We start from the raw sequence: 17,344 nt of genomic DNA, 5'->3' as shown, positions 1-17,344 counted from the left end.
TCCCGCTGAGCACCCCATTCAACCTACTCGGAGGAAGGCGCATGGCAACCGTGACTGAAGGAGGAATCCAGGGTTCCAGCTTTACCGGTACCGGCCAGTCCATCGGGACGACGGAGGACACCGGTTTCACGGCTCAGGGCAAGGAACAGGTGAAGCGCTTCACCGGTGTGACGAAGGATCGTGTCTACCACCAGATCGACGACCGCAAGGGCGATCTCATCAAGAACCTCCAGGGCTTCGTCTCCACGCTGGAGAACGCCTCGCAGAACGCGGACGGATTCTCCCAGCAGCTGCTCGATGGCGCCGTGGGTTACGTGCGCCGGTTCTCGGACCGCATCGAGAACGGCTCCACCGAGGAGCTGGTGCGTGACGCGAAGCAGTTCATCCGCGAGAAGCCCGCGCCCTTCTTCGCCGGCTGCGTCGCCCTCGGGTTCCTCGCCGCCCGCATCCTGAAGGAATAGGAGGGGACGCGATGCAACCGGGCAATCCAGACACTCGAAGAGACTTCGGCTACGAAGACCGCACCGTGCCGGGTGACGGCATGTCGGGACGTGAGTTCGGCTCGCTGGTGGGCGAGTTCTTCGACCAGGGCAAGCGCCTCATCCGCGCGGAGATCGCCCTGGCCAGGACGGAGCTTCGCCAGGAGGTGACGAAGCTCAAGGCGGGCGGCGTGATGGTGGGCGTGGGAGGCCTGCTGCTGTTCATCGGCGCGCTCGCCTTCGCGGCCTTCGCCATCGTCCTGCTCGACCTCGTGCTGCCGCTGTGGGCCGCCGCGCTCATCGTCACGGTGCTCTTCCTCGCCATCGGCGCGGGCGTCGCCATGGCGGGCATCAAGAGCCTCAAGCAGATCCACGCACCCAACCAGACCATTCAAACCCTGAAGGAGGACAGTCAATGGGCGAGCAGGACGTTCCAATCCGTGAAATCTCAGATGCACGGGCACGCATGAGCGAGCTCGCCGATGAGATGGCCCGGCGCATGGAGCCGGAGCACCTCAAGGCCATCGCCGCGGAGAAGGTCTCGGACCTCAAGGAGCAGGCCCGGGAGCGGGCGGTGGAGAAGGTCGACGAAATCAAAACGCAAGCCAGGGAGACCGTGATGCGCAAGAGCTACGAGGTGAAGGAACGGGCGGACACGCCCAGGGGCTGGAGCATGTTGGGGGCCATCATCGGCGCCGGTGTGGGCTCGATGCTGATGAAGAAGGCCTTCGACGTGCGCCAGCATTCGAGCGGGAGCAGCCGCATGTACGGCGATTACGACCGGGACCTCCCATCCCTGGTCCCGGCTCCAGATGGGGGCCTGATGCGGCCCACCGGGGACAAGCTGGGCTCGCTGGGCAGTGACATCGGCGTGCGCACCAGCACGGACGTGGGCACCTCCTCGGGCAGCAACCTGAAGGAGCGCGCCTCGGAAGCCATGGACATGGCGAAGGACAAGGCCTCCGGCCTCAAGGAGCGCGCCAGCGGCCTGGTGGACCGGGCCATGGACAAGACGCACGGGCTGCGCGAGCGCATTCCGGACCGGGGGGAGATCCGTCACCAGGCCTCGGACTGGTACGGCACGGTGTCCGAGAACCCGGTGCTGCTGGCCATTGGCGGCCTCGCCATCGGCGCGCTGTTCGCCAGCTTCATCCCGGTGACCAACCGCGAGCGCCAGCTCCTCGAGCCGGCCAAGGCCAAGGTGAAGGAGCAGATCTCCACCCTCGGCGAGCAGCTCGAGAGCAAGCTCTCGGGGCAGAACGTGGACGAGGGCAGCCGGGACGAGGAGTTCCAGGCCTCCGCCTCCTCGGAGAGCGAGCGGGAGCGCGGCGCCATTCCGCCACTGCCGCCGCTCGATGATTACACCTCCGTGCACTGAGCCGGGCGCCCCCTGACGCGGGGCCGGGCTTGGAGACACGGAGCGCACGAGGCCGGACGGGGCGGCAATCGCCTCGCCCGGCCTTGCTCTGTGCGGGAGCTACCGGGCTGGAGGGAGAGCCCGCCACTCGCGGTCGAGCAGGGCGTAGATGAGGGAATCGCACCACTCGCCCTTGTAGAAGCCGTTCTCGCGGAAGTGGGCTTCCTTGCGCATGCCGAGCTTCTCCATGACGCGGAAGGAGCCGGGGTTGCGCGGGTCGCAGTCGGCCCACATGCGGTGCAGACCAAGCGTTCCGAAGCCGAAGTCCATGAGGGCCCGCGCCGCCTCGGTGATGTAGCCCTGGCCCCACCGCGAGCGGTCGAGGATGTACCAGAGGGTGGCCTCGCGCAGTTCGGGGTCGTTGATGCGCATGCCGCAGCGGCCGATGAGCCGGTTCTCGTCGCGCAACACCACGGCCAGGTCATAGACGTGCCGGGGCGTCTCGCGCGCGAGGGCCATCACCCGGAGGATGTAGTCCCGGCTTTCCTCGGGGGTGCGGACGTCATGGGACTGGTAGCGCACCACCTCGGGGTCGGACTCGTAGGGGTGGGTGAAGCGCCAGTCGTCCTCTTCGAATTCGCGCAGCAGCAGGCGGGACGTGACCAGGGGCGTGGTGAGCAGCATGGCGTTCAAGTCTTCGGGGCACTGGGGAAGAAGGGATGGGCCTTCCCCTGCTCGTCCACGTAGGTGAAGTCCTGGAAGCGCGCGGCGTCCGGCGCCTCCGGGTGCTGGCGAGCCTCCGCGAGCCGCGCGTGCGACAGGGCGGAGACATCACCCTCCTTCACACCGGCGAGCGCGAGGAAGCCGGGGACGCTGTCGCCGTCGCGCAGCAGCGTGGGCCGGTGTCCCTTGAAGTCGAGGGCGGTGGAGACGCGCTGGAGGGCGGCGTGGGCCTGGGAGAGCTGCTTCGCGGTGCGCATGCGCAGGGCGACCTCCTCACGGGTCTGGCAGGTGCCGTCCACGTGGACGCTGACGCGCAGGGAGTCCTGACCGATGGAGAAGACGACGACGCGGCTCTTGGGCAGCTCGCCGGAGAGGGCATTGGCGGCGGCTTCGGCGGCCTCGCCCTCGGCATGGGGCCACAGCCGCAGCGCCTTGCCCGGACCGGCGGCGAGGAAGGCCGGCAACGGGCGGGAGCCGAGCCAACGCTGCACCTTGGTCCGGACCGCTCCCAACACGATGAATCCCTGCGCGGAGTCACTCATGGGCCTAAGAGCACGGCGACGCGGCGATTCCGTCAAGGAGAAAGCAGGCGGGCAGGCAGCCACGCCTCGCTGGCACACAGGCTTCGTTTGACTCCCCAGAAGCCCTCTGCCATGTGCGGCCCGTGCTCCCGGCAGAACAGCTCGTCGTGCTCCAGCCGCCTCCTCCCGTCCCAGCGGTATCGTTCACGCTGCGGCTCGGGCAGGCCCTGCATCGCTATGGCACTCCCGCCCACCAGTTGGAGGAGCAGATGCGCCTGGTGGCCCAACGGCTGGGCCTGGAGGCCCGCTTCTTCTCCACCCCCACCTCCATCTTCGCCTCCTTCGGCCCCCCCGAGGCCCTGCAAACCTCCCTCATCCGCGTGGTGCCCGGGGAGATGGACCTCGGCCGCCTGGCCCGGCTCGATGCGCTCGCGGACTCCGTCATCCGCGGCGAGCTCTCCCCCGAGGAAGGTGCCGATCGCGTGGAGTCCATCCTCGCCGAGCCCCCTCGCCACGGCAGTCCCCTCCTCCTGCTGTGCTGGGCCCTGGCCGCCGTCGGTGGCGCCCGGCTCTTCGGCGGTGGTCCGCGCGAGATGGGCGTGGCCGCGTTGATCAGCCTCCTCATCGGCGGACTGGACCTGTGGACGCGCCGGCAGTCCTCGACCATGTGGGTACTGGAGCCGGTGGCCGCCATCCTCTCCTCGGCCCTCGCCGTCGTCGCCGCGAGCCTCGTGGGGCCCCTGTCCGTACAGATCGTCACCCTGGCCGGCCTCATCGTGCTGTTGCCCGGCCTCAGCCTGACGGTGGCCCTCAACGAGCTCGCCACGCGCAACCTCATCTCCGGCACCTCCCGGCTCACTGGCGCGGCGCTCGTGTTCCTCGAGCTCGGCTTCGGCGTGGCGCTGGGCACCCGGCTGGCCGAGTGGTTCCCCCTGCCCGCCAAGCTCGGCCCGGTGCCAGACCTCCCCGGCTGGACGGAGCCGCTCGCCCTCGTGTCCATGCTGTTCGGCGTGAGCGTCCTCTTCCGCGCCCGGCCCCAGGACTGGGGATGGATTGGCGTGGCCGGCACGCTCGCCTACGTGGGCTCGCGCCTCGGCTCCCAGGTGCTAGGCACGCAGCTGGGCGCCTTCGTCGGCGCACTCATCGTGGGACTCGTCACCAACGTGCTCGCCCGCGTGCGCAACCGCCCCGCCGTCATCACCCTGGTGCCCGCCATCATGCTGCTGGTGCCCGGCAGCATCGGCTTCCGCAGCATGGAGTCCCTGCTCGCCCGTGACGTGCTCGCCGGCGTGGACACCGCCTTCTCCATGCTCATGGTCGCCGTGGCCCTCGTCGCCGGACTCCTGTTCGCCAACGCCCTCGTCCAGCCGCGCAAGGTGCTCTGACTCAGCCCCGGTGCCGCTCGGCGGCGCGGTAGAGCCGCGTCAGCGAGAAGTCCAGCAACGCCTGGCACGAGGCCATGTAGTGGCGGGCGCGGACGAAGGGAAACCAGACACGGTGGCCCACGAGCACCTGGGCCTCCTCGAGTTTCTGGCGCGGTATCCACCGGCCGCCGAGATTGCGCACCAGCACCTCGCCCAGGTACGCGCCAATGGCGGGCACCGCATGCGCCTCGATGTTTTCCCGCAGACGGCTCTTCGGGAAATCCTCACGCCAGAAGTAGAAGTCCACATCCGTGAGAGACTCCGGTGTCTCCTCGAAGACGGAGGGGACCTCGGTGTGCAGCAGGGCGACGAGGTGCTCGGCCAGGTCGCCGTACCGCTCCAGGGTTCGCTCCGGGTCGTCCACGTCCGCGGGCAGGGCGCAGTCGGAGGGGCGCCACTCCTCGGGCTCGGGCGGCTGCCAGGCATTGAGCTCGGCGATCCTGCGTTGGCGCGCGTGGCTGGCGGTGCGGTCCACCACGCGCAACAGGAGCGGCGCCACGTCCGGGTGGAAGCGAGGCTCCACGGGGGCGAGCATGGCACTGCGCTCGCGCAGGGCGCGCAGAAGGGTGTCGAAGTCCAGGTCCGGCCGCAGGTGAGCGTGGGCGCGCGCCTGGGCCATGCGAGCCTCGTCGCTGGCGAAGTCCGCGGCGGTGGGCCTCGTCACCAGCAGCACGCAGCCATTGGGCAACTCTTCTACCCGGTGAGCCGGTGTGGACAGCATCCGCTCACGGCCGACGCTCTCAACCAGCTTCGGCCCGAAGACGTTGAGCCAGAAGACACCGTAGATTTTGTCGAAACCGTCCTTCCGAGAAGTCTTCTCGTCGCGACCGAATCGCGGAGAGCCCGCCAGTTCCGCGTCGTCAGCGCTGTGAGCCCTGGCGTATGTGACGGGATAGCGGGAGGCCCAGGCACGCACCAACTCCACCAGGTTTCGGCAGCGCTCCGACTCCGCGAAGAAGGAGAGCGGCTTCACCTTGAGCCAGACATCCAGCCTGGGAGGCCGGGGGGGCATCCAGAGCAGGAGTGTCATGTCCAAGGCAGGCCACCGCGTGCGGTAGAGTCCGAGGGTCGTACTGTTCCCGTCTCGCGCTTCCTCCAGGGCTTTCCAGAGGGCGGGGCGGGCGTATTTGCGTTGCCGCTTGCCTTCGGTGACATCCGGCATCCACCCGTCGGCGTACTCCTCGAGCGCGTGGAACCAGGGCGCCAACTCGCTCTCCAGTGCCGCCTGTGAGTCAAAGACACCTTCGAAAGAAAGCCGGAGGTAGTCCTCGTCCCTCGAATCATGGAACTCGAGCACCTTCATTGAAACAGCACCTCCACTCCCTGAACCTTCCCCTCTACAGCAGTCACGACTGCATCCAGGTTATCGACCTGCGTGGGCTTGAGTGCACCCCCTTCATAGACGAGGCGAACCTGACGGACAGGCACCTCGCGGTCCCCGTGCAGAAGAGACTGGAGGGAGTCCCGGCGGATATCCAGCTTCCCTCCATACTTCTGGAGCGCTTCCCTCGCGTCCTCGACCATTTGTGCCAGTAGTTCCCTGCCTTTCAACGATGACAGGTCGCGGCTCTTGAAGCTGAACGCCTCGACGTGAGGAGGCCCTCTGGAGAACCCGCCCTCTTCAATGACGAGCACATCCACATAGCGCAAGCCGCTCTCCGGCTTCCAGACTCCCGCGGACCTCGAGATGCGAGGCTTGATGAAGGCTCCCAGGAAGCGGCGCTCGGCCCGGGGCAGTCTGGCGTCGGCCTCCAGCAACTCCACCATGAGGCGCTCGAAGGCCAGGCCCCGGCCGAACCACCCCCGCATCCGCTCGTAGGCGTCCCAGCGCATTGGGGCCTTGAGCGCCTTGCCCTGTTCGAGCTCCCGCAGGCGCCCCTCGTAGTAGGCCACATACTCGCCCCAGCGAGGGTTGCCCTCGGCTCCTGGCGGCGCAGCTTCCGCAGAGGGCCGCTGCTTCTCCAGCACCGCCACATCCCGGGGCAGACGCGGGCCCGTGGCCTCCAACTCCATCAACGCCAGCCGCGCCTCCACTACCTCCCGGGAGAGGCCCGCCCCATCGTCCACCAGCGAGGACAGTCCCCCGGCGCGCTCCGCCGCACCGGCCTCGAGGCTGGCGCGTGCGCCGTCGTCCACCATGGGGGCCACCTGTCCGGCACCCTTGTGCGCTCCGCCCCCTGCCACCGGGGCGCCCGTGGCCCCGGGCCGGGCCCTGGACATCACCGCCTGCGCCCGGGCCACGTTGCCCCGCGCCTCATGCAGCGCCAGCGCCGCGTCCACTCCTCCCACGGCCACGAAGTGGCCCACCTTCCGGCGCTCTCGTATCCACCGGGCCAGTTCCCGCACGCCGTCCGTGCCCAGCGTCGTCTGCACCTGCCGTCCCATTTCCTGGAGGTCTCGGAGGTGCTGCTGCATCGCCTGGAGTCCGCCGAGCGCTGGCGATCCGGCCCCTCGCGCCTGGGCCAGAGCGCGCACGCCTTTACCTCCGGCGTACAGCGTCCCCAGAAGCAGGGCGGGTGCAAGCTCGCGCGTGGCCTGCTCGTACTCGCCCTGGCTGAGGGAGTACGCCCCTTGGCCCGTGCCGGCCACCAGGTAGTAGAAGCCCAACGGCACCCCGAACGTCATGGCGTCGAAGGTGCCCAGCGCCACACTGCCCGGCGAGAAGTGCCGCAGCGCCAGGGCCCGCTCCACCTCGCGGGCGGCGTGCTGGTAGGGCGGAGGCAGGTGCGCCCACCGTCCCGTCATCTCCATGTAGCGTGCGCCATCCACCAACTGGCTGGTGGCGAGCGCGTCGCGGGCGGCGCGGCCCAGGCCACGCAGCACGTCCCCGCCCCGCTCGGCCCGCTCCGGGTAGCGCGAGAGGGGCAGGCCGCGCACCTCCAACTCCTGGCGCACGGTGGGCATGAGGGCCAGTGTCTGCCCCAATTGTTTGTCCCTGGCCAGCAGCCGCAGCACCGCATCCACTTCGTCGTCGTGGGCCGAGTGCAGCACGAAGAGGGCGAACACCTCGGCGTGGTAGGGGCCGTAGCGCTCGGTGGCGCTCACCAGGAAGGCGGCGCGCTTGCGCTGCAACACAGGGACGGCGTCCTCACGCACCGGCCCCAGGGCGCCCAGCTGCACCGCGCTCCACTCGTCCAGGGCCTCCACCAGCCGGGGCATGTCCACGCGCTGTTGCAGGGCGACGTACTCGGCGGGCGAGGTGCACGTGAGGAAGGGCGCCAGCAGCGCTTCGCCGCCAGAGGAGAAGCCGGGCCAGTCCGGGGGCACGGCTCGGTTGCCGCAGGTGGCGGGGCGCTGGGAAACAGTCCCCTCGCGGGCCACCCCGTGCACCGCCGCCTCGCCCTGGCCTGCGCGGGTGTCCGAGCCTGGCCCCCAGGTGCTACGGCGCTGATGCAACCGATCCGGCGCGCCTGCCTCCACGGAAGCAATGGGGCGTGGCACCAGGGGAGAGCGCAAGAGGGCGCGCGCGCCGTGGAGGCGCACCTTGCCTGGGTGCGATGTCCGCGTGGCGCAGCCGGTGGTGAGCAGGGCGGCTCCCAGCAGCAGCATCGCCTTCCAGGGAACGCCAGCCGCCAAAGGCGGAGCCTCACGACGCTTGCACACGCGGCACCTCCCACCGGGCCACACGCGACAGGTGGCGCGCGTTCCGGAGCAGGGGGCGAATCTACCCGCCCCCTCCCATCCGCAGGCCGTGGCCCTCGTCGCCGGACTCCTGTTCGCCAACGCCCTCGTCCAGCCGCGCAAGGTGCTCTGAGTCCCCGTCCGGCATCCGACATCCCCCGCCCCTCCGCTTGACCGCTCGCCCTTCGTCTGGCATCTTAATTTTGAAAACGATAATCAGAATCAACTTCAAGACAATATCGAGGAGGCCCGCCGTGCAGAATCGCCCCTGCTGCCGCACCATCCTGGCCCGTAGTCCTAGCGCGGAGGTCGCGCGCTGCACCTGTGGGCACGTCCACCTGAGCCTCGGACCGATGACGATCCGCATGGACGAGGGAACGCTGCATGCCATCTGGCTCACGCTGGGAGACGCGCTGCGGGCGCTCGGCGCGGCCCCCGAGACCGCGCCCGAGACGACGGCCACGGGGGGGTGGAAGCAGTGAGCACATTGACGGAGCTGCTGCGGCAGGCCACCGCCCATGAGGTCCGCGCCGCGACGAGCACTCCCTTCGCCTGGCGGCTCGCGCGGGGGGAGCTGGAACGGACGCATTACGTGCGGCTGCTGGCCAACCTCCAGGCCCTCTACGCGGAGCTGGAGTGGGCGCTCATGTGGAACCGCCAGCACCCGGCGGTGGGCCCGCTCTGTCTGCCCGAGCTGTGGCGCAACGAGCTGCTGCAGGACGATCTCCGCGCCCTGCTCGGCCCGGGTTGGTATTCGAGCGTGCCGCGCCAGGACGCGGTGGCCCACGTGGAGCGGCTCGGCCTGCTCTGCGATGAAGCCCCCGGGTTGCTCGCCGCGCACGCCTGGGTGCTCTATGCCACGGACCTGCCCGGAGGCAGCCAAGGCGGCGCCGGAATCGCCCGCGCGCTCGGGCTGCGCGGCAAGGAGGGGACGGCATTCCTCCGCCACGCCACCCACCTCGATGGAGAGTCCTACCGGGCGCACCTGCTCGACACGCTCGATCAGCTGAGCCTGGACGAGCGCTCCCGCGAGGCCCTCGTGGAAGAAGCCCGGCTCGCCGTGCGCACGGTGCGCTCGCTCTTCGAGGCCCTGGGCCGGAATCTCCCCGTGGTCCGCGAACAGCACGAGCGCGTCAGGGCAGGCGGCTGGTGGCTGCGGCCGCTGGCGTTCGCGCGGGAAACCTCCTGAGCGCCCGGAGTGGAGGGCCGGGCGCTCCCACTCCGCGCTTCAGGCCTTCCCGTCCGGAAGCGCTCCCGCGGCCCGTGCCACCTCCACCGCGCGGAGGATGGCCTCGGGCGTCGCGGGCGAGGCCAGCTCCACCGGGGTGCGAGCAGGGCCGAAAGCGGCCACCGCGTGCCGCAGCGCCGTCACCGCCCCGATGGCCAGCATGAACGGGGGCTCGCCCACCGCCTTGCTGCCGTGGATGGTGCTGTCCTGAGGCGCGCGCTCCAGCAGGGCCACGCGGAAGTCCTCGGGCGCGTCCCCTACCGCCGGAATCTTGTACGTGTCTGGCGAGTGCGTGACGAGCCGTCCCTTCGCGTCGAACAGCACCTCCTCGCACGTGAGCCAGCCCACGCCCTGGATGAAGGCGCCCTCCACCTGGCCCCGGTCGATGCTCGGCACCAGCGAGGTGCCCACGTCGTGGAGGATGTCCACCCGGCGCACCCGGTGCTCACCCGTGAGGCCACTCACCTCCACCTCCACCACGGCCGCTCCGAAGGCGTAGTAGTGGAAGGGCTTTCCGCGCCCCGCCACCCGGTCGTACGAGATATCCGGGGTGCGGTAGTAACCCGTGGACGACAGCGACACCTGCGCCAGGTAGGCGGCGTGCACCACCTCGGCGAAGGACACCGAGCGCTCGGGGCGCGCGGGCAGGAAGACCCGGCCGCCCGTGAAGGCGAGCGCGTCCACCTCTCCTCCCCGTTCTGCCTGGAGCAGGCGCGCGGCCACCGGGCGCAGCCGCTCGCGAATCACCTCGCACGCCTGCTTCACCGCCATGCCGTTGAGGTCCGAGCCGCTCGAGGCCGCCGTGGCGGACGTGTTGGGCACCTTGTCCGTCGCGGTGTTCATCACCCGGACGCGCTCGGGAGGCACGCCCAGCTCGTGCGCGCACACGGCCCGCATCTTGGTGTGCAGGCCCTGCCCCATCTCGGTGCCACCGTGATTGAGCTGCACGCTGCCGTCCGTGTACACCACCACCAGGGCGCCGGCCTGGTTGAGGAAGCTCGTGGTGAAGGAGATGCCGAACTTCACCGGCTGGAAGCCGATACCCCGCTTCGTCCACCGCGAGCTCTTGTTGAAGGCCTCGATCTCCGCGCGGCGCCGGGCATAGTCGCTGGAGGCCATCAGCTCCGCGTGGATGCGCGGCAGCCGGTTGCCCTCCACGGCCTGGCCGTAGGGGGTGAGTTGGGCGGGAGCCTCGCGGTAGTAGTTGCGCTCGCGCACCACGGCCGGATCCAACCCGAGCAGCTCGGCGGCGCGGTTGAGCACCTCCTCCATCACGAACATGCCCTGGGGTCCACCGAAGCCGCGGAAGGCCGTGTTGGAGGGCAGATTCGTGCGCGCCACCCGGCCGGTGAAGCGCAGGGCCGGGACGAAGTACGCGTTGTCCAGGTGGAAGAGCGCCCGGTCCAGGATGGCGTGCGACAGGTCCGTGCTCCACCCGCCGTCGGACACCAGCTCGACGTTCAGCGCGAGCAGCCGCCCCTCGGAATCGAGCCCGGCCTCGTAGTGGCCCCAGAAGGGATGGCGCTTGCCGGTGAAGGCCATGTCCTGGTCGCGGTTGAGCCACACCTTCACCGGCCGGCCGGTGGCACGTGCGCCCAGGGCAGCCAGGGCCGCGAAGGGCGCGGCCTGCGTCTCCTTGCCGCCGAAGCCGCCTCCCATGCGCGGCACCTCCACCACCACGTGGTGCCGTCCCACGCCCAGCACGCCGGCCACGATGGCCTGCACCTCCGAGGGGTGCTGGGTGGAGCTCCACAGGTGCACCGTGCCGTCTTCGCCGGGCACCGCCAGAGACGCCTGCGTCTCCAGGTAGAAGTGGTCCTGCGCGCCCGTCGCGCACTCGCCGGAGATGCGCACCGGAGCGGCGGCGAGCGCGGCGTCCGACTCGCCCCGGCCGATGACGTGCGGCGTGGTGAGGAAGGAGCCCGCGTCCACGGCGGCCTTGATGGACAGGAGGGCGGGCAGGGACTCGTACTCCACCTCCACCAGCGCGGCGGCGCGGCGGGCCACGGCGGCGTTCTCCGCCAGCACCACCGCCACCGACTGCCCCAGGAAGTGCACCTCGTCCACGGCCAGCAGGGGCTCGTCGTGGATGACGGGGCCCACCTGGTTCTCCCCGGGGATGTCCTCGGCGAGGAGCACGGCGTGCACCCCGGGAAGCTCCCGGGCGCGCGAGGCGTCCCGGCGCAGGATGCGCGCGTGTGCATGCGTCGACGTCACGAGGTGTCCCACCAGCATCCCCGGGGGCGAGGGCAGGTCGTCCACGTAGAGGGCCTCGCCGCTGGTGTGCTTCAGGCCGCTCTCGTGCGGGGCCGGGGCGTGCAGGGGCGAGTGGGACGGCCCGGGCTGCTGGGCGTGGGCGGTATCGGGAGAAGAAGGAAGCGTGCTCATCCGGGTCACCTCACCTGTACCGTGGCCGAGTGGCCCTCCGCGAGCCGGGGCACCGGCGAGGAGAGCGTCTCGTGGAAGAAGCCGCGCAGCAGGTTCTTCGCCACCTGCGCGCGGTACCAGGCCGAGCCGCGATGGTCGGACAGTGGCTTGAAGTCCTCGTCCAGCCGGGCCAGGGCCGCCTCCACGGTGGCCTCCGTCCAGGGCTGGCCCACCAGCGCGGCCTCGGTGCGCCGGGCCCGGGCGGGCGTGGCCGCCATGCCTCCGTAGGCCAGCCGCGCCTCCGTCACCTTCCCCTCCCCGTCCACCACCACCCGGAAGCCCGCGGACACGGCGCTGATGTCCAGCTCGCGCCGCTTGGACACCTTGTACGCCAGCGCCCGCGAGCCCTCCGGCTGCGCCGGCACGTCCACGTACGCCAGCACCTCGCCGCGTCCGAGCGCCGTGCGCCGGTAGCCCTGGAAGAAGTCCTCCAGCGGCACCCTCCGTTCGCCGGCCCGCGAGCGCAGCACCGCCTCGGCCCCCAGCGAGAGCAGCACCGGCGCCATGTCACCAATGGGCGAGGCCGTGCACAGGTTGCCGCCCACCGTCGCGCGGTTCTTGATCTGCCGCGAGCCGAAGTAGCGCAGCATCCGCTCCAGGGGCGGGCAGGCGACGCGCGCGTAGTCCTCCAGGTCCGTCAGCCACACGGTGGCGCCCAGGCGGTGTCCGCCGCCACGGGGCTCCAGCACGTGCAGCTCGGGCAGGGCCTCCAGCGACACCAGCAGCGGAGGCTCCGCGTAGCGCTTCGTCACCTCCAGCGACAGGTCCGTCCCGCCCATCACGAAGCGCGCGTCGGGGTGCTTGTCCAGCACGTCCCAGAGGGCGTCCATCGAGCCGGGGGTGAAGTAGCGCTGGGCCCCGGCCTCGTAGGCCAGCGCCATGGGCTCGGGCCGCGTCTCCGCGAGCGCCCGGGCGAAACGGTCCTTGGGACGCAGGCCGGCCACCTGGTTCGCCGCCTCGCGGATGGGCCGGTAGCCGGTACAGCGGCAGAGGTTGCCGCACATCTGCGCGTCCAGCTTCCAGGGCTCGTCCATGTCCCGGCGGTGGCAGGCCTCCAGCATGGCCATGGCGATGCCCGGGGTGCAGTAGCCGCACTGGGAGCCCAGCTCGCGCGCCAGCGTCTCCTGCACGACGTGGTACTTGCCGCCCTCCTTGAGGGCCTCCACCGTGTACACCCGCTTGCCCTGCACCATGGGCAGCAGCACCAGGCACGAGTTCACCGCGCGCAGGGCGGGTGCCCCCTGGCTGTCGTGCTCCAGCACGGCCACGGTGCAGGCCCCGCAGTCGCCCTCGGCGCAACCTTCCTTGGTGCCGGTGAGGTGCACCCGGTCGCGCAGGTAGCGCAGCAGCGTGGTGGTGGGAGAGAGCCCCGTCTCCTCGACGGGCTTGTCATTCAGGAAGAAGCGCAGGCGTTCCATGGGCCTCCTCCGGTCCCTTCGGAGGAAGGGCCGGGGGGCCAGACTACTACGGCTCGCGCCCGCGGGAACCCGGCCGATTCCGGCCGGGCGCCAGGGGGTTCAGCGAAGGACCAGCAGGGCCACCAGGGTGACGAGGAAGTACGGCACCAGGCCCCCGGCGCCCGCGTAGTCCTTGGCCATGCGCTGGCCGAAGAAGAGGGCCACGAAGGACAGCCCGGAGAGGGCCGCGCCCCACATGGCCACCCGGGTGCCCCCGGAGAGCACCAGGACCACCAGCCCGGCGGCGCTCACGGCGCCCGCGGCCAGCTCCATCAGGGTGATGGTGGCCAGCATGGGCGGCACCACCCCGCGCAGGGGGCTCTTGGCGAAGTGTCCGGTGAGCCACCCGAGGTTGCCCTTCCAGTCGATGACCTTGTCCAGTCCGGACTGGAGGAAGGTGATGGCCAGGAAGAGGGCGCACAGCACCTGGACGAGCCAGAGGGGGAAGAGGTTCGAGTCGAAAGCCGGCATGGGCGCGCACTCTACCCGGCCTGCCTGCTTACCCAAGGGCCGAGCGGCCTCCGCTAGCGGACAACCAGCCGTCCCCCACCCCTACCGCCCACCGGGGAGCACACCCATCGTCCGGCCATGGCCACTGAACAAGGCGCCCGGAGGGTCCTCATCGGGCTCATCCTGCTGTCCATCGCCCTGGTGTTGTGGGTCTTCTCTCCCTTCTTCGAGGCCTTCTTCCTGGCCGCGGTGCTCGCCGGAGCCCTCTACGGCGTGCACCGGTGGTTGACACGGCGCGTCCGCGGGAGGGGCGGGCTGTCCGCCGGCCTCATCTGCCTGGGCGTCATCCTGGCGCTGCTCGCGCCCCTGGCCAGCCTCACGGCCTTCATGGTCTCCGAGATCGCCAAGGGGGTGACGTTCATCACCGGCATCGTGGAGAAGCGGGGACTGGAGGGGCTGGTGGCCTATGTCCCCGGCCCGTTCAAGCAGCACGCATCGAGTCTCCTGGACAGCTTCCAGTCGCGGAGCGCCGGGATGTGGCAGACGCTGCAGGAGCAGCTCTCCACCCGGGGCGCCACCGCGGCCCAGACGGTGGGCGGAGTGGTGGCCACCACCGGCACGGTGCTCTTCCAGACGGCGATGATGCTCATCGCCTTCTACTTCCTGTTGGTGCAGGGCAAGCAGCTCGTGGCGTGGCTGGAGAGCGTGTCCCCGCTCAAGCGAGGGCAGACGACGGAGCTGCTGATGGAGTTCCGCAACGTCACCAAGTCCGTGCTGGTGTCCACCATCCTCACCGCGGGCGTGCAGGCGGTGGCGGCCCTGGTGGGCTACCTCATCACCGGCGTGCCGGTCCCCGTCTTCTTCGCGGCGGTGACGTTCTTCTTCGCCCTCATCCCGGCCATCGGCGCCGCCGTGGTGTGCGTGGCCGCCGCCCTGCTGCTGCTCGCCACCGGCCACCCCATCGCCGCCATCGTCCTGGCCGCCTGGGGCGTCATCGTCGTGGGCCTCTCCGACAACGTCGTCAAGCCGCTGCTGGCCAAGCGCGGCATGCACATGCACGGCGCCATCGTCTTCTTCTCGCTGCTCGGCGGCCTGGCCGTCTTCGGCGCCATCGGACTGCTGCTGGGGCCCCTCATCGTGGCCCTGTTCCTCGCCGTGCTGCGCATCTACGAGCGCGACTACGGCCGGCCCTCCCCCCGTCCCGGGGCTCCCGCCACGCCTCCGCGCAACCAGCCCACGGTGGCCGAGGGCGAGGAGTTCGAGCCCGCCGGAGTCCACTCGGACGAGCACGTGCTGGACAGCCACCGTCACTGACGGGACTCCCGGGAGCCGCTGCGCCCCCGGGAGCCGTTGGGGAACCGCGGAGGGCTACGGCTGGACGCCGGCCCCCGTCACCAGCAGCGAGTAGTTGCTCATCGCGCCCGCGTACCCCACCACCTTCACGTAGTACGTGCCCGCGGCGGGCGCGTTGTAGGTGCCCACTTCCGGGTTGCTCGTGGTGTAGCCGCGCGCCTCGAAGAAGTTCAGGTCGGTCTCGGTGTACAGGTACCAGTCCAGGTCCACGCTGCCCGGCATGGTCAGCTTCACCGTGACGGTGCCCGGCGCGGTCACCGTGAACTTGAACCAGTCCACGTCCGTACCGCTGGAGAGGCTCCCGCTCACGGCGGTGCCCGCCCCCACCCGGCCGCTGGCGGCCGCCGCGGTGTCATTGGACTCGGTCTCCACGGTGATGGGCCCCGTGGGCCCCGGGCCGGACGAGACCGTGATGGTGAAGGCCGCGTCGCTGGAGTCGGTGAGGGTGGCGTTGGCCGCGTCGCTCACCCGCACCCTCGCCGCCGTGGTCGCCGTGTTCGGCACCACCCAGGAGTAGCTGCCCGCCGCGGCCGGCGTGCTCGCGGAGATGAGGTTCCACGTGCTCCCGTTCGTCGTGTACTCGAGCTTCACGTTGCTCACCGCGCTCGACGTCCAGGTGATGGTCTGGCTGCTGCCCCCCGCCCAGCTCTCCCCGCCGTTGGGAGAGCCCACCCTCACGCTCGCCACGGGCGTCCCATCATCCCCCGGCAGGAGGAAGTCCTTGATGACGGCCATGTGCTGCATGTTGGTGGAGCCGCTGTCACCCTGCTGCGCCGGGGAGATCTCGGAGAGGGGCGAGTACACGCGGGTGTCGATCACCGTGCCGGCGGCGAAGGTGCTGGAGCCGATGACCGTGGCCGTCTGGTAGGCGACCAGATCCGAGTCCACCAGCACGTTGTCGTACGGCTTGGAGCGGCTCGCGTTGGTGCCCTCGCGGCCGTTCCTGTCCACCGGGTGCGGGCCACTGGTGGTCACCACCTGGCTGAAGGTGCCGAAGCAGGACTCGGAGCGGCTGTCGGTGTTGAAGTCACCGGCGATGACCAGATAGTCCCCGGCGGGAACGTTGGCCTTGATGTAGTTGACCAGGTTGCCCGCCTCGGTGTTGCGCACGCCGCTGCCCGAGGTGAGCAGGTGCACGCTCACCACCCAGAGATCCTTCGGGCCGGGGATGTCGATGCGTGCCCAGGCGAAATCGCGGTTGGAGACCTGCGTGTCCGTCCACTCACCCGAGGCGATGATGGGGTAGCGGCTGATGATGCCGTTGGGGATCTGCGCCCCCGTCTCCCGGTAGTAGTAGAAGTTCGAGCCGAACGCGGTGTCGACGAAGCTCCGGATGGCGGTGGCCGAGTTGTTGCCGTAGTTGAACTCCTGGATGGCCACCACGTCCGGCCTCGTGCCCTGGAAGATGCGGGTGCCGTGACCCGGGTCGTAGCTCTGGGCGTTGCCGCTGGTGATGTTGGCGGCCATCACGCGCAGCCGGAACTCCGCGAGCGAGGCTCCGCCGGTGGACAGCTCCTCGTTCGCGGACTCCTCCCGTGGGTCCACGGCGGCGCCCTCACCGCATGCGGCGAGGACCAGGGTGAGCAGTGGAACCAGAAGCCAGGGGCCCAGGCCCGAGCGCTTCGAGGAGGAGGGGGACTGTCGCATTGCAAACACTTCCTGCCCGCCAGACGCGGGCGCTGGGAGGAGACAACGTCCCCATCATCGCAGTCTCACGGTGAAATTCCAGCGGGAGCCGCCGCAAGGGCGGAAAGCGCGACAAAGAGGTAGCGCAGGCCCTTGCCCACCGTGACGAAGCCGACGAAGGGCGCCCAGCGCACGCCCACGAGGCCGGCGGCGAGCACGAACACGTCCCCCACCACGGGCACCCAGGCGAGGGCGAGGACCGGGGCGCCCCAGGTGGCCAACCGCGCCTGGGCCCGAGCCAACCGGGGGCCCTCGCGTTCCCGGCGGCGCTGCACCCAGCGTCCCACCGGGCCGCCCCCTCCGCGCGCCACCCAGCGGCCCAGGACATAGAGGGTGAGGGCCCCAAGCACATTGCCCACGGTGGCCACGGCCACGGCGGGCGCCGGGGGCACACCGCCATAGACGAGCGCGGCCAGCACCGCCTCGGAGGGCGCGGGCAGCACCGAGCCGGCCACCATCGCCACGAGGAAGAGCCCCGGCAATCCCCAGTCGGCCAGCGTGGACGCGTCCGGCATCGTGGCGCCCACTTTAGGACGTCCCGGGCGGACAGGCGGAGTCCGTGCAACCACGCATCCCCCGGACCGCCGGGAGGGGTGGAGGCCCTCCTGCCCATTTCTA

The 17,344-nt window shown here is 70.4% G+C and carries 17 protein-coding genes; 8 read left to right on the top strand and 9 right to left on the bottom strand.

What is annotated here, in order from left to right; translation table 11 throughout:
• Window positions 1–41: 41 nt before the first annotated feature.
• Genes BO221_RS42060 through BO221_RS42050 form a run of 3 tightly spaced genes read left to right on the top strand, consistent with a single transcriptional unit; the run spans window position 42 to window position 1,857 of the window.
• A complete protein-coding gene (locus BO221_RS42060) occupies window positions 42–461 on the top strand; it encodes a hypothetical protein (protein ID WP_073566543.1) in 420 nt (139 codons plus the stop codon).
• A gap of 11 nt (window positions 462–472) precedes the next feature.
• Window positions 473–949, top strand: coding sequence for a phage holin family protein (locus tag BO221_RS42055; RefSeq protein ID WP_083682293.1), 477 nt, complete (start codon window positions 473–475; stop codon window positions 947–949).
• A complete protein-coding gene (locus BO221_RS42050) occupies window positions 946–1,857 on the top strand; it encodes a hypothetical protein (protein ID WP_073566542.1) in 912 nt (303 codons plus the stop codon). Before BO221_RS42055 ends, BO221_RS42050 begins: the two co-directional genes overlap by 4 nt.
• A 99-nt stretch (window positions 1,858–1,956) precedes the next feature.
• Here the strand turns inward: BO221_RS42050 and BO221_RS42045 are convergent, their stop codons facing one another.
• Both BO221_RS42045 and BO221_RS42040 read right to left on the bottom strand, forming a co-directional pair.
• A complete protein-coding gene (locus BO221_RS42045) occupies window positions 1,957–2,520 on the bottom strand; it encodes a GNAT family N-acetyltransferase (protein WP_073566598.1) in 564 nt (187 codons plus the stop codon).
• Window positions 2,521–2,525: 5 nt separating this feature from the next.
• On the bottom strand, window positions 2,526–3,101 hold the full coding sequence (locus BO221_RS42040) for a hypothetical protein (protein ID WP_073566541.1): 576 nt from the start codon (window positions 3,099–3,101) through the stop codon (window positions 2,526–2,528).
• Window positions 3,102–3,223: 122 nt separating this feature from the next.
• Between BO221_RS42040 and BO221_RS42035 the strand changes: the two genes are divergently transcribed.
• Entirely contained in the window at window positions 3,224–4,465 is a 1,242-nt protein-coding gene (locus BO221_RS42035) for a threonine/serine exporter ThrE family protein (protein WP_233166500.1), read from the top strand.
• A 1-nt stretch (window position 4,466) separates the two neighbouring features.
• Here the strand turns inward: BO221_RS42035 and BO221_RS42030 are convergent, their stop codons facing one another.
• A complete protein-coding gene (locus BO221_RS42030) occupies window positions 4,467–5,807 on the bottom strand; it encodes a hypothetical protein (protein ID WP_073566540.1) in 1,341 nt (446 codons plus the stop codon).
• Window positions 5,804–8,107 carry a hypothetical protein gene (locus BO221_RS42025; RefSeq protein WP_233166499.1) on the bottom strand — a complete coding sequence of 768 codons (2,304 nt, stop codon included), beginning with the start codon at window positions 8,105–8,107 and terminating at the stop codon, window positions 5,804–5,806. Before BO221_RS42025 ends, BO221_RS42030 begins: the two co-directional genes overlap by 4 nt.
• Between BO221_RS42025 and BO221_RS55160 the strand changes: the two genes are divergently transcribed.
• The 3 genes from BO221_RS55160 to BO221_RS42015 all read left to right on the top strand — a co-directional run bounded on the left by BO221_RS55160 (window position 8,100) and on the right by BO221_RS42015 (window position 9,314).
• Window positions 8,100–8,258 carry a hypothetical protein gene (locus BO221_RS55160; protein WP_158080009.1) on the top strand — a complete coding sequence of 53 codons (159 nt, stop codon included), beginning with the start codon at window positions 8,100–8,102 and terminating at the stop codon, window positions 8,256–8,258. The genes BO221_RS42025 and BO221_RS55160 overlap by 8 nt on opposite strands.
• Window positions 8,259–8,379: 121 nt before the next feature.
• Window positions 8,380–8,607, top strand: coding sequence for a hypothetical protein (locus BO221_RS55155; RefSeq protein ID WP_073566538.1), 228 nt, complete (start codon window positions 8,380–8,382; stop codon window positions 8,605–8,607).
• Window positions 8,604–9,314 (top strand): heme oxygenase (biliverdin-producing), encoded by a 711-nt coding sequence (locus BO221_RS42015; protein WP_158080008.1) that lies wholly within the window; start codon window positions 8,604–8,606, stop codon window positions 9,312–9,314. Before BO221_RS55155 ends, BO221_RS42015 begins: the two co-directional genes overlap by 4 nt.
• A 39-nt stretch (window positions 9,315–9,353) precedes the next feature.
• Here BO221_RS42015 and xdhB read toward each other — a convergent pair whose 3' ends face one another.
• The 3 genes from xdhB to BO221_RS42005 all read right to left on the bottom strand — a co-directional run bounded on the left by xdhB (window position 9,354) and on the right by BO221_RS42005 (window position 13,708).
• Window positions 9,354–11,741, bottom strand: coding sequence for a xanthine dehydrogenase molybdopterin binding subunit (gene xdhB, locus BO221_RS55655; RefSeq protein ID WP_083682285.1), 2,388 nt, complete (start codon window positions 11,739–11,741; stop codon window positions 9,354–9,356).
• 5 nt (window positions 11,742–11,746) lie between these two features.
• Window positions 11,747–13,198: a xanthine dehydrogenase small subunit gene (xdhA, locus tag BO221_RS55650; protein ID WP_083682283.1), complete on the bottom strand. Its 1,452-nt coding sequence runs from the start codon at window positions 13,196–13,198 to the stop codon at window positions 11,747–11,749.
• Between the two features lie 99 nt (window positions 13,199–13,297).
• On the bottom strand, window positions 13,298–13,708 hold the full coding sequence (locus BO221_RS42005; RefSeq protein WP_073566536.1) for a DoxX family protein: 411 nt from the start codon (window positions 13,706–13,708) through the stop codon (window positions 13,298–13,300).
• 117 nt (window positions 13,709–13,825) lie between these two features.
• Here BO221_RS42005 and BO221_RS42000 point away from each other — a divergent pair, with 117 nt between their 5' ends.
• Complete coding sequence (locus tag BO221_RS42000; protein WP_073566535.1) at window positions 13,826–15,001, top strand: AI-2E family transporter; 1,176 nt, start codon at window positions 13,826–13,828, stop codon at window positions 14,999–15,001.
• A 54-nt stretch (window positions 15,002–15,055) separates the two neighbouring features.
• Here BO221_RS42000 and BO221_RS53115 read toward each other — a convergent pair whose 3' ends face one another.
• Together BO221_RS53115 and BO221_RS41985 are read right to left on the bottom strand one after the other, a co-directional pair.
• Complete coding sequence (locus tag BO221_RS53115; RefSeq protein ID WP_083682281.1) at window positions 15,056–16,687, bottom strand: pre-peptidase C-terminal domain-containing protein; 1,632 nt, start codon at window positions 16,685–16,687, stop codon at window positions 15,056–15,058.
• A gap of 65 nt (window positions 16,688–16,752) precedes the next feature.
• Entirely contained in the window at window positions 16,753–17,241 is a 489-nt protein-coding gene (locus tag BO221_RS41985; protein WP_073566596.1) for a YqaA family protein, read from the bottom strand.
• Between the last annotated feature and the right edge of the window lie 103 nt (window positions 17,242–17,344).

Origin of the sequence: Archangium sp. Cb G35, from assembly GCF_001896145.1 — a bacterium.
Classification (GTDB): Bacteria; Myxococcota; Myxococcia; order Myxococcales; family Myxococcaceae; genus Archangium; species Archangium violaceum.
Note: the sequence above shows the minus strand (reverse complement) of the source record. Positions and strands in the feature narration are given on the sequence as shown.

Bases quoted from the DNA above. Each gene is read 5' to 3' on its own strand.
- BO221_RS42000 (WP_073566535.1), top strand. From the start codon at position 13,826: ATGGCCACTGAACAAGGCGCCCGGAGGGTCCTCATCGGGCTCATCCTG.
- BO221_RS53115 (WP_083682281.1), bottom strand. From the start codon at position 16,687: ATGCGACAGTCCCCCTCCTCCTCGAAGCGCTCGGGCCTGGGCCCCTGG.
- BO221_RS42055 (WP_083682293.1), top strand. From the start codon at position 473: ATGCAACCGGGCAATCCAGACACTCGAAGAGACTTCGGCTACGAAGAC.
- BO221_RS42040 (WP_073566541.1), bottom strand. From the start codon at position 3,101: ATGAGTGACTCCGCGCAGGGATTCATCGTGTTGGGAGCGGTCCGGACC.
- xdhA (WP_083682283.1), bottom strand. From the start codon at position 13,198: ATGGAACGCCTGCGCTTCTTCCTGAATGACAAGCCCGTCGAGGAGACG.
- BO221_RS42030 (WP_073566540.1), bottom strand. From the start codon at position 5,807: ATGAAGGTGCTCGAGTTCCATGATTCGAGGGACGAGGACTACCTCCGG.
- BO221_RS41985 (WP_073566596.1), bottom strand. From the start codon at position 17,241: ATGCCGGACGCGTCCACGCTGGCCGACTGGGGATTGCCGGGGCTCTTC.
- BO221_RS42060 (WP_073566543.1), top strand. From the start codon at position 42: ATGGCAACCGTGACTGAAGGAGGAATCCAGGGTTCCAGCTTTACCGGT.
- BO221_RS42045 (WP_073566598.1), bottom strand. From the start codon at position 2,520: ATGCTGCTCACCACGCCCCTGGTCACGTCCCGCCTGCTGCTGCGCGAA.
- BO221_RS42050 (WP_073566542.1), top strand. From the start codon at position 946: ATGAGCGAGCTCGCCGATGAGATGGCCCGGCGCATGGAGCCGGAGCAC.
- BO221_RS42005 (WP_073566536.1), bottom strand. From the start codon at position 13,708: ATGCCGGCTTTCGACTCGAACCTCTTCCCCCTCTGGCTCGTCCAGGTG.
- xdhB (WP_083682285.1), bottom strand. From the start codon at position 11,741: ATGAGCACGCTTCCTTCTTCTCCCGATACCGCCCACGCCCAGCAGCCC.